The sequence below is a fragment of the Halorubellus litoreus genome (assembly GCF_037081675.1).
Taxonomy (GTDB): domain Archaea; phylum Halobacteriota; class Halobacteria; order Halobacteriales; family Natrialbaceae; genus Halorubellus; species Halorubellus litoreus.
In genome coordinates, this window is the sequence record NZ_JAZAQL010000001.1 from 423,304 (window position 1) to 436,326 (window position 13,023).

Consider the following 13,023-nt stretch of genomic DNA (forward strand, 5'->3'; position numbering starts at 1 on the left):
ACGGAATCGTGACGCGAATCCTCCTGGACGCGATGTGCGGCGGGCTCCGCGCGTACCTCCGACTCTGCGGGCACGACGCCGCGTACGCGCCCGACCGCGGCGTCGAGGCCGACGACGCCATCGCCGCACTCGCTCGCGACGAAGACCGCGTCGTCGTCACGCGCGACCGCGCCCTCGCCGCCGCGACCGACGGGATTCTCCTGCGCGAACGCGACCCCGTCGACCAGCTCCGGGAGCTCGCCGCCACCGGCATCCCGCTCGAACCGACCGACGACCCCGAGCGTTGCGGGCACTGCAACGGTCGCCTCGACCGCGTCCCCACCGACGACGCGACGCCAGAGTACGCACCCGACCCCGGCAACGAGGCCGTCTGGCGGTGTCGCGACTGCGAGCAGTGCTTCTGGAAAGGGAGTCACCACGACCGGATGGTCGAGACGCTCGCTGCCGTGCGGACGTAGCCTCGAACCCTCCCGTCAGTTGCAGTGCGGTGTGACGTGGTGCGATGCGGTGCGGTGCAGTGCGATGCGGTGCGGTGCAGTGCGATGCGGTGCAGTGCGATGCGGTGCGGTGCAGTGCGATGCGGTGCGGTGCAGTGCGATGCGGTGCGGTGCAGTGCGATGCGGTGCGGTGCAGTGCGGTTCAGTCGTCCGCCGAGCGGAGCGAGGCGGTTCACCGACGGCGAGGCCATTGGCCGAGCCGTCGGCCTTTTTCACCCATGTTTTTGCCGCGAGCGGTTCGCGCGGAGCGCGAACCCGAGCGGGAAAAAGATGGTCGGTCTTAGTTGTTCGGTTGCCAGGCGTCGCAGGCTTCCATGTCGTCCATCTGTTCGTCGTGGTAGCCGCAGTATGGCTGGATGCCCTGGTTCGTCTGGACGTAGTCGAAGTGCTCGCAGTTCCCGCAGTAGCGGTCGGCGTGGTTCGTCGACGCGGGCTCGGCCGGTTCGTCCTCGAGGACTTCGGCGTCGTAGCCGTCGCCCGCGTGGTCGTCGAGCGGCGAGGAGATGTCCTGCGTGGTCGCGCCACCGTCGCTCGCTGCCGGGTGCGCGCCCGCGGTTCCCCCGCCCTCGGCGCCGGCGCGCTTCGAGCGGCGCGCCTGCTGCTTGCTCTGTCGGCTCGCGTTCCCGCTGGTGCCCGAGTTCGTCGACGCGGACTGCGACGCGGTGGGGTCGGCGGTCTGGGTCTCGACGTTCCCGTCGGGCTGCCGGCCGAGCATCCCGACGCCACTCCCGAGGTCCGCCGCGGACGTCTCGCCCTCGCGCACCGCTTGGGCGGTCTCCTCGTCGACCTCGACGACGCGCGTCTCGCCTTCCTGCGTGATGCGGAGTTCGATGGTGCCGCCGGGGTCGTTCCGCGTCTTGAAGTTCACGACTGCCGTGAACAGCGTCCAGATGCTCGTGAACGCACCGAACACGTACACTGCGGCGACGACGAGCGTCAGGTCCGTGCTCGCGGTCGAGGTCACCCAGTACGTCGGGTACGCGTACCAGAACAGCGCGACGCCGAGCACGCAGATGCTCGCGCCGATGGCCGCGGCACCGCGGACGCGGTTGCTCGCCGGCAGCACCGTGAACACGCCGAGGAGGACGGCAGGGAAGCCGACGCCGCCGAGGACGCCCGCTATCTTGCGCGCGCCGAGGACGTCGATGCCGACCGCCGCGAGGACGTTCGTTCCGCCGGCGACCACGCCCGCGAGCGTCAGGACGACGCCGACGACGAACAGGCCGGTGCCGGCGTACAGTCGGCGGACGCTCCCCACCTCTCCGACGTTGTCCTCGTAGACGTCCGCGAGACTCGTCATGCGTCCGCGTTGGAGCGCATCAAACAAAAGGGTGCGTCAGACAATCGGCGGTCGACGCTCCCGAGTACGCGTCTCGCTCGGTCGGCTGCACGCTCGAACTCGTCGGCTGCACGCGCGAACGACGCTCGGGTGAAGCGAAAGGTTGAATCGCGGCGCTCGCAAAGCGCCGACCATGGCAGACGACGAGGAAGCGGAAGACGAGCCCGCCGTCGAACTCGGTTCGGGTGCGTCCGTCGAGGGCGCCCCGGTCGCACGCGTCGCGTCGCGACTCAAGTACCCCCAGCAGAAGAGTCGGGTCCTCGAACTCGAGGGCGACAGCGAGATCCGGACCCCGGAGGGCCCGCGGACGCTCGCGGACGTCCTCGAGGAGGACGACACGACGTACTTCGACACGCGCCAGTCGTTCGTCGACGCCGTCCAGGGCGTCGTCGGCGACGGCCCGGTCGCGACCGAGTGACTGCGGGACCGTGGTCCGGGCGACGACGCCGGTAGCCGCGACCGCAACCGCGACCGCGGACACCATCTGGTGTGACTCGCGCCGATGAGCGCGCGCACCGCCGACGTCCTGGGTCGCGTCCGCGACGGCTGGCGGGACCTCTCCTGGACGGCGAAGTCCCTCCTCTGGGGGTTCGTGCTCACCGTCCTCTGGATGCGGTACTCGCCCATCGGCCTCGAGCGCCGCATCGTCGTGGACGGCCTCATCTTCTTCGTCGGGCCGATGGCGCTCGCGGCGACTCACGGCCGCGACATCGGGTATCGCGTCGACCGTCGAGCGATACGGAACGCCGTCCTGCTCGCGTTGTTCGTCCTCCCGTTCTACCTCGTCGGGTCCTCGCTTCCCTCCATCCGCGAGTTCTACCCGATGTGGGGGACCGCCGCCGAACTCCGGGACCCGGGCGCGTTCGCGGTGCACGCGGTCAAGCAGTTCGCGCTCGTCGTCGCCGTGGAGACGTACTATCGCGGGTTGCTCTGCGTGGGCGTCGGCGAACGCTTCGGTATCAAGGCCGCGTTCATCAGTCCGGTCGTGTACGCCATCCATCACGCGAGCAAGCCACCCATCGAGATACTGCTCTCCGGGCCGACGGACGTCCTCTTCGGCGCGGTCGACTACAAGTCGAACTCGCTGCTGCCGAGCGTCGTCGCGCACGGCGCCGGCCTCGTCCTCCTGGACTGGCTCGTCATCCACGACCCCATCATTCCGACCGAGACCGTCCTCGAGTGGCTGCGGTGGCTCCCCATCCCCATCTGAGCGGTCGCGGGGACGCGAACGAGGGCTGACGGTTGCGCGCGAGTCGCGCCAATCGCGGCGTACGTTTTTCCGCCGCGAGCGCCGAGTGGAGCGTGATGACACTCCCAATCGACCCCGAGCAGATCAGCGAGTCGGACATCGGCACGAAGCGCGCGGTCCTCGAGATGGAGCACGACGCGGCCGTCGAGCACGTCCGCGAGGCGTTCGTCGACGCCGGGTTCGGCGTCGCGACCGAGTTCTCGCCGAGCGAGTTACTGAACGAGAAGGTGGACGCGGGCCGGGACCCGTACTACGTCCTCGGCGCGTGCAACCCTGGGGTGGCGAACAAGGCGCTCGACGTGACGGAGGACATGGGCGGCCTGTTCCCGTGTAACGTCGTCGTCTGGCAGGAGGAGCCGGGCGTCCAGCACGTCTACCACGTCTCCATCATGAAGATAGCGCGGCTCGTCGGCATCGCGCCCGACAGCGACGAGTGGCAGGCGATCGTCGACGAGACCGGCGAGTACGTCGAGGCGGCGATGGCGAACCTCGACGGCGAGATTCTGGCGGTCGACGACTGAGGCATCCGGGCCGACGCCCGGCCGGCGTCGCGGTCCGGCGTCCGCTCGGCTCAGCGCTCGTCCTCGCGTTCCTCGACGCGTTCGCGGAGGTCCTCGACCTCGCGTTCGAGTGCCGCGACGCGACTCGGGTCGGGGAGGTCGAGCAGTCGACGGACGAGCACGTACCCGATGACGGCGAGGACGACGAGCGGCAGGAGGATGAGCCCGATGACGATGACCTCCGGTGCGCCGGGCAGCTGTAGCGGGAGCGAGAGCGCGGCCATGGCTGGTTGGTTCGACCGGGTGCGTGAAGAATCGTCGGGTCGCCCGCGGTTGCTACCGGGGAGTCGAGCGCGCTACGTCCAGTCCGCGAGCGACGACTGGAGGCCCGAGACCATGCTCGACTTCCGACGGAGACGGTTCGTCGACACGGGAAGGTGCGGTTCGATGGCGCGTATCGCGGTCGCGAAGTCCTCGGCTTCGCCGGGTTCGTCGTCGAACGCGTTCCGAACCGACTCGCGGACTTGCCAGACGCCGACGGGCGCCCAGTAGTCGTCGCTGACCTCGCGGAGCACGAGGCACTTCGCTTGCCGGTCGCGCTCCGCGAGGTGTTCGAGGACGCCGAGTCGGCTCGCGTAGTACGCGCCCGCGGTCTCGTCGACGTACCCGCTCCGGCCCTCGAACCCCTCGCTCGCCGCGCCCATCCAGACCTCGCCCTGCCCTTGATTCCAGATGCTCCCCGGCGCTTTCATCTCCACGAGCTCGTACTCCCACTTCCCGGGTGCGAGCACGACCCAGTAGCGGTTCCCCATGAACTCGTTCTCGTGGACCTCGACCTGGTCGATGCTCTGCGTGCCACGGAGCTGCCCGCGGAGGAACTGGCCGACGGTGTCGTCGACCGCGGTGATGGACCACCGGGTGGGGACGAGCCGTCGGTTCTCGCCGCGACCGAGCGCGCCCGCCGACAGGATGTTGTTTATCTCGTAGACGTCGAACCCGCGACGGTAGAGGTACGTCATCGCACCCTGTGCTTGCCAGTCGTCGTCCTCGAGCGTCTTCTTCACGGGCCGGGGCACGTAGGGGTTCTCCGCGAGTTCCGCGCGGTTCGCTCGCGCTCGCGGCCCCCGCGGCGCACTTATCTCGCCGCCGGAGAGGTCGAGCTCCGGCGTTCCGTCCAGCCCGATCTCGACGTCGACGGGGTCGCCCGCGATGGCGACCTCGCGCTGGGTGCCGAGGAACCCGTTCCACGCGTCGTGCACGCTGTCGGAGTCCGACAGCGAGCCGGCGTCGCGGACGTCCGCGCGCCGGTTCGAGTTCAACAGCGAACTCCGGCGCTGGACGACGTCGTCGATGCCGACCGCGCCGTACCACGACGCGTCCGTCACCAGACTCTCCGGGTCGACGTCCCCGGCCACGGGCGACAGCAAGCCCGTCGACACGTCCGGGTACCCCGACCGACCGACGAACACCGACGGCGACGTCGACCCGAACAGGTCCCCGCCCTGCACCGACTCCTCGAACGCCCGCTCGAAGTCCTCCAGGTACTCCGTCACCTCGTAGGACTTCTCCTTCGCCAGCCGCCGACGCCGCGCGTCCTCGTCGGGCTCCAACCCATCGATGTAATCGTCGAGCCGCATCTACCACTCGTACACGACCACGACGCTTCAACCTTGTTTCTGCGGGGATGCACCCGACGACACCGCGACCGCCCCGCACCGCGACCGCCCCACGACCGCACCGCGACCGCCCCACGACCGCACCGCGACCACATCCGCACCGCGACCACACCACGACCGCACCGCGCCTGCCCTCCCCCTGCTCGCAGCGCGCGCAGTTCCGCGCGCGCTGCTCGCGGCCCGGATTCCCCGTCGAATCGAGCGTTCGACCGCCGGCTGGCGCGCGCTGTCGAGTCGGTGCGAGCGAACGCGAGCGCCGGCGAGTCGACACCGTGCGAGGGACGAGCGCGGCGGCGACCGACGGGAGCCGCCGCGGGAGTCGGCTGGGGAGGCCGAGGCGTCGTTCGGTCGGTGAGCACGGAGACGTAGCCCACGGAGGTTTACGTGAGACGTAAACCCCGTGCGTCGGGCCGACGCGTTCGCCAGCACGCACGGACCCGAAACACGTCGACGTCTCGTGGGACGGTACCCCGGGATGCGGTGCGACCGGCGTGCCCGCAGTCCTCGAACGGCCGTGGTGGCGGTACTGTCGCGGTCGCGGGGCGGTCGCGGTGCCGTCCGGTCGCGGGGCGGTACGGTGCCGTCCGGTCGCGGGGCGGTAGCGGTGCCGTGCGGTCGCGGTGCGGTCGCGGTGTGGTCCAACGGACCGACACCGAGCGCGAGCGAGCGCTACGCGGGGCGAGCGAAGCGAGTCCCGCGAGAAGCGAACGGCGTAGCCGTGAGCAGCGAGCGACGCCCTCGGGAGGTTTTTCGCCCACGTTTTTCCAAGGAGTGGTGCGCCGCAGGCGCACCCGACGCCGGAAAAAGGTGGTGTTTAAGTTCCGTCCTGTGTCGCTTGTGGGTATGCGCGTCGTGTTCGTCGCGTTGGAGACCGCTTTTCATCGTGGGTCCGAGGCGAACTATCGGGTGCGGGGGCTCGCCGAGCGACTCGCTGCGCGCGGGCACGACGTCGTCGTTCTCTGCGGGAAGTGGTGGACGAGCGCGGACGAGACGTGGACGGAGAACGACGTGACGTACGAGGCGGTGGTGGAGGACGTGGACGCGGAGCGGTCGTTCCGGTGGGCGCTCACGACGCGCATCCCGCGTCGGAGTCCGGACGTCGTGCACGCCGCGGGGACACCTGCGAGTCAGGTGCCGGCGGCGAAGAAGGGCGCGCGGATGGCGCGCGCACCGCTCGTGACGGAGTGGTACGGGGACGTCGACGGGTACGGACGGACGGAACGGAAGGCGCTCTCGAAGCCCGACCGCGTCCTCGTCCCCTCGGAGCTCGTCGAGACAGAGGTCCGCGAGCACGTCGACCTCGCCGCGGACGCGGTCGAGGTCGTCCCGAACAGCGTCGACGTCGACCGCATCCGCGCGACGGACCCGGTTCGCGCCGGCGACGTGGTGTACGCGCGCCGGCTCGACGAGGGCGCGAACCTCGAGTCGCTCCTGCTCGCGCTCGCGGAACTCCGGCAGACCGACTGGACTGCGACCGTCGTCGGCGACGGCCCCGAACGCGAGGCGTACGAACGACAGGCGCGGGACCTCCGCATCGACGACCGCATCACGTGGCTCGGGGAGTGCACGCGCGACGAACGAATCTCGGTCTATCGTGGGGCGCACGTGTTCGCGCAGACGGCGAACGAGTGCCTGTTCCCGACCGAGTTCCTGTGGGCGCTCGCCAGCGGGTGCGTCGGTATCGTCGAGTACCACGCGAACTCGAGCGCGCACGAGCTCGTCGAGCACTACCTGAAGCCGGGCGGGGACCGCGACCGGGCGTTCCGGACGACGAGCGAGCAGGAGCTCGCGGACGCCATCCGCGACGCCGCGAGCCTGGACCGGCTCGATTACGACCCGGCGTTCGACGAGTACGACCACGACGCCGTGCTCGAAACCTACCTCCAGTGTTACCGCGAAGAGGTCGAGGCAGCGGGCCTGTTCTAGCCGGGGCGGCGCAGCCACGAGCGCTCCGGGCGCGCCGACGTCGACACCGATACCGGTTCAGATTCAGAATCCGACGCCGGCACCGAACGCGTCCTTATAAATCAGCGTTCGAGTGGTGTGGTATCGTCCCGCAGTACTGGCCGCGAACTCGCGGCTCGCGCCACCAGCAGACCACCCACCAGCTCGTTACAGAAAAAATACATTTGTCTTGCGTACCATTAAGAGACTTCGCCCGCGCGTATCCTGTATGCCAACGAACCGGGTTGAGGAACTCGAGGCCACCGTGGCGGAACTCGAGTCCACCGTCCGCGGCCTCACCGAGGAACTCGTAGAGACCAAAGAGCGCGTGCGCATCCTCGAAGCCGAACTCGACGCCGACCCCCAGACCGTCGTCGAGGACGCCGACCCGAACGTCGACCTCGGCGCCGACGAGAGTCCCGCGCAGACCACCGCCCGCGGGGACATCCCCGAGAGCGAAGCGACCGACACCGAGATCGTCACGCCCGAAGCCGGCCAGGAGGACGTCGCCGAAGCGACGAAGGAAGCAGTCGAAGGAGACAAGCCCACCGAGAGCGAAGCGGGCGACGATTCGGAGGATTCCGACGTCGGCGACGACATCATCGTCGCCTGACGTCGGCGTCCCCGCGGTGGATTCGGACCAACAATGCACATCAAGGAACTCGTCCTCGAGAACTTCAAGAGCTTCGGGCGGAAGACCCGAATACCCTTCTACGAGGATTTCACGGTCGTCACCGGCCCGAACGGGAGCGGGAAGTCGAACATCATCGACGCCGTCCTGTTCGCGCTCGGCCTCGCTCGGACGCGAGGGATTCGCGCGGAGAAACTCACTGACCTCATCTACAACCCCGGGCACGCCGACGGCGACGAAGCCGGCGGCCCGAAGGAAGCCATCGTCGAGGTCGTCCTCGCGAACGACGAGGGCCGGCTCTCGCGGTCGCAGGTCGAGAACGCCGCCGGGACCGACGACGTCGGCGACGTCAGCGAGATATCGGTGAAGCGACGCGTCAAGCAGACCGAGGACAACTACTACTCGTACTACTACCTGAACGGCCGCTCGGTGAACCTCTCTGACATCCAGGACCTCCTCGCGCAAGCCGGTGTCGCGCCCGAGGGCTACAACGTCGTCATGCAGGGCGACGTCACCGAGATCATCAACATGACGCCGTACGCGCGCCGCGAGATCATCGACGAGATCGCGGGCGTCGCGGAGTTCGACGCGAAGAAGGAGGACGCCCTCGAGGAGCTGGAGACGGTCAAGGAACGCATCGAGGAGGCCGAGATCCGCATCGACGACAAGCACGCTCGCCTCGACCAGCTCGCGGACGAACGCCGCGAGGCGCTCCGCTACCGGCGGCTCCGCAGGGAGAAGGAGGAGTACGAGGGCTACCTGAAGGCCGCGGAGTTAGAGGACAAGCGCGAGGCGCTCGACGACGTCGTCGACCGCATCGACCGGAAGCAAGACGAACTCGAAGAGCTGGAGCGCGAACTCGACGAACGCCAGGGGAAGGTGATGCGTCTCGAGGACGACCTCGAGGAGTTGAACCGCGAGATCGAGCGGAAGGGCGAGGACGAGCAACTCCAGATCAAGAGCGACATCAATGGAATCCAGAACGACATCGAGCTCCTGGAGGAGAAGGTCGCGTCGAGCGAGGACGCGATCGAGTCCGCGGAAGCGGACCGCCGGCAGGCGTTCGTGCAGGTGGACAAGAAACAGGAGGAGATCGAGGACCTCGAGGGCGACATCAAGGAGTGCAAGGTAGAGAAGTCCTCGTTGATGGCGGACGTCCAGGACAAGCGCGCGGAGCTCGCGGACCTGCAAGCCGAGATCGATGCGATAGACACGGAGTACGACGAGCTCAAGGGCGAGCTCCAGGAGCGAAAGCAGGCGCTGGAGGAAGCGCGGGACGAGAAGAACGAGCTCCAGCGCGAGCAGGACCGGCTGCTCGACGAGGCGCGGCGGCGGTCGAACGAGATAAGCGAGGTCGAGGACGACGTCGAGGCCGCCGAGGCGGAGATTCCGGAGCTGGAGGCCGAGCGCGAGGACCTCCAGGACGAGCTGGAGAAGGCGCGCAAGAACGCGCTCTCCATCGAGGGCGTCGTCGACGACCTCAAGCGGGAGAAGCAGGAGGCCCAGAGCGACCTGGACGACGTGGAGGACGAGCTCCAGCGCAAGCAACAGGAGTACGCGGAGCTGGAGGCGAACGCCGAAGCGTCGGGTGATTCGTCGTACGGGCGGTCGGTGACGACCATCCTGAACTCGGGTATCGACGGCGTGCACGGGACGGTCGCGCAGCTCGGGAGCGTCGGCGGGCAGTACGCGCAGGCGTGCGAGACCGCGGCGGGTGGCCGGATGGCGAACGTGGTCGTGGACGACGACGTCGTCGGCCAGCAGTGCATCGAGCACCTCAAATCGCGGAACGCGGGCCGTGCGACCTTCCTCCCGATGACGAAGATGCACAACCGGTCGCTGTCGAGTCCGCCGGACGTGCCTGGCGTCGTCGACTTCGCGTACAACCTGCTCGACTTCGATTCGACGTACGCGGACGTGTTCAGTTACGTGGTCGGCGACACGCTCGTCGTCGAGGACCTCGAGACGGCGCGGGACCTCCAGGGCGACTATCGGCTCGTGACGCTCGACGGCGACCTCGTCGAGAAGTCCGGGGCGATGACGGGCGGGTCGAGTTCGGGGTCGCGGTACTCGTTCGCGAAGTCCGGGCGCGGGGAACTGGAGCGCGTCGCCGAGCAGATCACGGAGCTCCAGGAGCAACGCGAGGCCCTCCGGGAGGACCTCCGGGACATCGACGAGCGGTTGGACGACGCGCGCGACCGGAAGGCGGACGCGACGGACGCAGTCCGCGACGTCCAGAGCGACGTCGACGCGGTCGAGGCGGAGATCGAGTCGACCCGGGAGCGCGTCGAGCGCCTCGAGGACCGGAAGACCGAGCTCGAGGGCGAGCGCGAGGACGTGGACGCGGAGATGCAGGAGATCGAGGCGGAGGTGAGCGAGAAGCAGGCCGAGATTGCGGACATCGAGGGCGACATCGCGGAGCTCGAGGACGAGCTCGCGGACTCGCGCGTTCCGGAGTTGACCGCGGAGATGGAGGACGTGGAGGCGGAGATCGACGACATCGAGGGTCGCGTGAGCGACATCGACGGGACGCTGAACGACCTGACGCTCCAGAAGGAGTACGCGGAGGACGCGATCGAGGACCTCCACGACGATATCGAGGATGCCCAGGAGCGCAAGGCCGAGCACGAGGACCGTATCGCGGAGCTCGAGAGCGACATCGAGGCGAAGGAGGCGACGCTCGAGGAGAAGCGCCGGAAGGTCCTGGAGCTCGAGGACGAGCTCGAGGACTTGAAGGCCGAACGCGAGGAGGTCCGCGAGGAGGCGAAGGCGGCGCGGCAGGCAAGGGACGAGCAGCAACAGCAGGTGGATGCGGTCGAGTCGAAGGTGGCGAACCTGGAGGCCGAGCGCGACGACCTCGAGTGGGAGGTCGAGAGCCTGGAGGCGGAGGTCGGCGAGTACGACCCCGAGGACGTCCCGGAGCACGACGCCGTCGTGGAGATGGTGGAGTGCTTCGAGGCGGACATGGCGGCGATGGAGCCCGTGAACCAGCTCGCGATCGACGAGTACGACGAGGTCAAGGAAGCATTGGAGGAGTTGCTGTCGGGGAAGGAGACGCTCGTCGAGGAACGCGACGGCATCCGCGAACGCATCGAGTCCTACGAGGCCCAGAAGAAGCAGACGTTCATGGACTCCTACGAGGCGATCAACGAGCAGTTCACGGACATCTTCGAGCGGTTGTCCGCTGGGACGGGGACGCTGCACCTGGAGGACGAGGACGACCCGTTCGACGGCGGGTTGACGATGAAGGCGCAGCCGGGCGACAAACCCATCCAGCGCTTGGACGCGATGAGCGGCGGCGAGAAGTCCCTGACGGCGCTCGCCTTTATCTTCGCGATTCAGCGGCACAATCCGGCGCCGTTCTACGCGCTCGACGAGGTGGACGCGTTCCTGGACGCGGCGAACGCGGAGCGCGTCGGGCAGATGGTCGACGAGCTCGCGGGCGCCGCGCAGTTCGTCGTCGTCTCTCATCGGTCCGCGATGCTCGACCGCTCCGAGCGCGCGATCGGCGTGACGATGCAGGACAACAACGTGTCCGCGGTCACCGGCATCGACCTGGCGGGCGGCGAGGAGGTGCCCGCGGATGACTAACGAGGACCGCGAGCGAAGCGAGGGGTCCTCGGAGACGCGAGCGGGGAGCGAAGCGACCCGCGAGCGCGCGGACGAGGCGACTGACGCCGACGAGCGCGTCAGCGACGAGACGGCCGAGGAGACGCCTAGGGCTGACGGCGGGAACGACCCGGCGTCGATGCTCGACATCGCGGGCCACGAGGACCGTGAGCGTCCCGGCGACGCGGACGACCCGTTCGGGGACGGTGACGACGCCGAGGGGAACGCGGACGCGGCCGACGCCGAGAGCGACGACCCGTACGCTGACGCTGCCGATGCGGCGGACGCGGCCGCGGAGACGATGGACGAGGTGTTGCCGGACGAGGACGCGATGGCTGACGGCGACGAGGACGAGGTCGAGCCCGTCGAGGTGCTCGTGAACCTCGCGGAGAGCGGCGAGATCGACCCGTGGGACATCGACGTGGTCACGGTGACGGACAAGTTCCTGGACGCGCTCGACGACGCGGACCTGCGGACGTCGGGGCGGGCGTTGTTCTACGCGAGCGTCCTGGTGCGGATGAAGGGCGACGAGCTCTTGCACGGGAGCGACGAGGAGGACGAGGAGGAGCTCGCGCCGTGGGAGCAGCCGTTCGCGGACGACCCTGCTGCGGCAGGCGGTGAGGGTGGCGAGGCGCCGAGCGACTTCGACCCGGTCGCGGCACTCGAGGACGAGATGGAGCGCCGGCTGGACCGCAAGCACGCGCGCGGGACGCCCGAGACGCTCGACGAGCTGGTGCGCGAGCTCCGGGAGGCCGAGCGCGGGTCGTGGTGGAAGCGCCGGCGCGAGTACGACACGAGCGACTCGCCGTCGGGGTACGGGCGCGGCGAGCAGACGCTCGACTATCGGTCGGCGGACGACTTCCGCGTGGACGACGAGCCGACGGAGGCGGACGTGACTGGGACGACCCACGAGGAGGACATCGAGTCCGTCATCGAGGACGTGGAGGCGACGCTCCGCGAGCACTACGACGCGGGCCGCGACGAGGTCCTGTTCCGCGAGGTCGCGGCCGCGTACGGGTCGCGCGTGCAGACGTTCCTCGCGGTCCTGTTCATGAGTCACCGGGGGACCGTGCGGCTCCAGCAGGACGAGTTGTTCGGCGACCTGTGGGTGCAGGACCCGAACGCGGCGACGGTGAGTGAGAGCGCGACCGCGGACTGACGTAGACCGGGTTCTGTGGCTGCCGGTTCGGTGGTCGTGTGGCGCTGTTACTGGATCTCGGTGGCGGCGGCACGCACCCCGCTACAGTGCCATGTCAAGACATGGCATGACTTATTGCGGTGGGGGTCGTAGTTCGTTCGCATGTCCCGAAGCGCAGGCGGGTCGTCGCTCATCGACCGACTCAACGACCGCTACGAGGGGACCGATCTCACCTGCCCCGAGTGCGGGTACCACGACGAGGACGGCAGTTGGCGTGCGTCGACCAACGGCCGCCGGATCGACTACCGCCACCTCTGTCCGAGCTGCGGGAACAACCGCATCCGGACCGTCACCCTTCGCGACTGACGCTCTCGGCGGTGGACCGTCGCGTTCACGGATGGTAACCACCTGACGCCACCCGGCGGGTTCCGGTTCGAATC

12 protein-coding genes are annotated in these 13,023 nt (G+C 68.8%); 9 read left to right on the top strand and 3 right to left on the bottom strand.

Features of this window, described 5'->3' with window-relative positions:
• Positions 1-8 precede the first annotated feature (8 nt).
• The gene (locus VYJ16_RS02195) at positions 9-458 is read left to right on the top strand and encodes a Mut7-C RNAse domain-containing protein (RefSeq protein ID WP_336348684.1); all 450 of its coding nucleotides are present in this window, start codon (positions 9-11) and stop codon (positions 456-458) included.
• A gap of 319 nt (positions 459-777) precedes the next feature.
• Here the strand turns inward: VYJ16_RS02195 and VYJ16_RS02200 are convergent, their stop codons facing one another.
• Complete coding sequence (locus tag VYJ16_RS02200; RefSeq protein ID WP_336348685.1) at positions 778-1,797, bottom strand: cell division protein CdpA domain-containing protein; 1,020 nt, start codon at positions 1,795-1,797, stop codon at positions 778-780.
• Positions 1,798-1,969: 172 nt separating this feature from the next.
• Between VYJ16_RS02200 and VYJ16_RS02205 the strand changes: the two genes are divergently transcribed.
• From VYJ16_RS02205 to VYJ16_RS02215, 3 genes are all read left to right on the top strand, one after another.
• Positions 1,970-2,254 (top strand): DUF5789 family protein, encoded by a 285-nt coding sequence (locus tag VYJ16_RS02205; protein WP_336348686.1) that lies wholly within the window; start codon positions 1,970-1,972, stop codon positions 2,252-2,254.
• A gap of 84 nt (positions 2,255-2,338) precedes the next feature.
• Positions 2,339-3,046, top strand: coding sequence for a CPBP family glutamic-type intramembrane protease (locus tag VYJ16_RS02210; protein ID WP_336348687.1), 708 nt, complete (start codon positions 2,339-2,341; stop codon positions 3,044-3,046).
• 95 nt (positions 3,047-3,141) lie between these two features.
• A complete protein-coding gene (locus VYJ16_RS02215) occupies positions 3,142-3,606 on the top strand; it encodes a DUF302 domain-containing protein (RefSeq protein WP_336348688.1) in 465 nt (154 codons plus the stop codon).
• 50 nt (positions 3,607-3,656) lie between these two features.
• Here the strand turns inward: VYJ16_RS02215 and VYJ16_RS02220 are convergent, their stop codons facing one another.
• A complete protein-coding gene (locus tag VYJ16_RS02220) occupies positions 3,657-3,869 on the bottom strand; it encodes a hypothetical protein (RefSeq protein ID WP_336348689.1) in 213 nt (70 codons plus the stop codon).
• Positions 3,870-3,941: 72 nt separating this feature from the next.
• Positions 3,942-5,222 (bottom strand): DNA repair protein NreA, encoded by a 1,281-nt coding sequence (nreA, locus tag VYJ16_RS02225; RefSeq protein ID WP_336348690.1) that lies wholly within the window; start codon positions 5,220-5,222, stop codon positions 3,942-3,944.
• 882 nt (positions 5,223-6,104) lie between these two features.
• Here nreA and VYJ16_RS02230 point away from each other — a divergent pair.
• The 5 genes from VYJ16_RS02230 (at position 6,105) to VYJ16_RS02250 (ending at position 12,949) form a co-directional block, all read left to right on the top strand.
• Complete coding sequence (locus VYJ16_RS02230; protein ID WP_336348691.1) at positions 6,105-7,187, top strand: glycosyltransferase family 4 protein; 1,083 nt, start codon at positions 6,105-6,107, stop codon at positions 7,185-7,187.
• A 247-nt stretch (positions 7,188-7,434) separates the two neighbouring features.
• The gene (locus VYJ16_RS02235; protein WP_336349683.1) at positions 7,435-7,818 is read left to right on the top strand and encodes a DUF7518 family protein; all 384 of its coding nucleotides are present in this window, start codon (positions 7,435-7,437) and stop codon (positions 7,816-7,818) included.
• Between the two features lie 33 nt (positions 7,819-7,851).
• Entirely contained in the window at positions 7,852-11,427 is a 3,576-nt protein-coding gene (gene smc / locus VYJ16_RS02240) for a chromosome segregation protein SMC (RefSeq protein WP_336348692.1), read from the top strand.
• Positions 11,420-12,604: a ScpA family protein gene (locus VYJ16_RS02245; RefSeq protein WP_336348693.1), complete on the top strand. Its 1,185-nt coding sequence runs from the start codon at positions 11,420-11,422 to the stop codon at positions 12,602-12,604. Before smc ends, VYJ16_RS02245 begins: the two co-directional genes overlap by 8 nt.
• A 141-nt stretch (positions 12,605-12,745) precedes the next feature.
• A complete protein-coding gene (locus VYJ16_RS02250; protein WP_336348694.1) occupies positions 12,746-12,949 on the top strand; it encodes an HVO_0649 family zinc finger protein in 204 nt (67 codons plus the stop codon).
• Positions 12,950-13,023: the final 74 nt, after the last annotated feature.

Bases quoted from the DNA above. Each gene is read 5' to 3' on its own strand.
- VYJ16_RS02250 (WP_336348694.1), top strand. From the start codon at position 12,746: ATGTCCCGAAGCGCAGGCGGGTCGTCGCTCATCGACCGACTCAACGAC.
- VYJ16_RS02235 (WP_336349683.1), top strand. From the start codon at position 7,435: ATGCCAACGAACCGGGTTGAGGAACTCGAGGCCACCGTGGCGGAACTC.
- VYJ16_RS02205 (WP_336348686.1), top strand. From the start codon at position 1,970: ATGGCAGACGACGAGGAAGCGGAAGACGAGCCCGCCGTCGAACTCGGT.
- VYJ16_RS02215 (WP_336348688.1), top strand. From the start codon at position 3,142: ATGACACTCCCAATCGACCCCGAGCAGATCAGCGAGTCGGACATCGGC.
- VYJ16_RS02245 (WP_336348693.1), top strand. From the start codon at position 11,420: ATGACTAACGAGGACCGCGAGCGAAGCGAGGGGTCCTCGGAGACGCGA.
- VYJ16_RS02230 (WP_336348691.1), top strand. From the start codon at position 6,105: ATGCGCGTCGTGTTCGTCGCGTTGGAGACCGCTTTTCATCGTGGGTCC.
- smc (WP_336348692.1), top strand. From the start codon at position 7,852: ATGCACATCAAGGAACTCGTCCTCGAGAACTTCAAGAGCTTCGGGCGG.
- VYJ16_RS02210 (WP_336348687.1), top strand. From the start codon at position 2,339: ATGAGCGCGCGCACCGCCGACGTCCTGGGTCGCGTCCGCGACGGCTGG.
- VYJ16_RS02200 (WP_336348685.1), bottom strand. From the start codon at position 1,797: ATGACGAGTCTCGCGGACGTCTACGAGGACAACGTCGGAGAGGTGGGG.
- nreA (WP_336348690.1), bottom strand. From the start codon at position 5,222: ATGCGGCTCGACGATTACATCGATGGGTTGGAGCCCGACGAGGACGCG.
- VYJ16_RS02220 (WP_336348689.1), bottom strand. From the start codon at position 3,869: ATGGCCGCGCTCTCGCTCCCGCTACAGCTGCCCGGCGCACCGGAGGTC.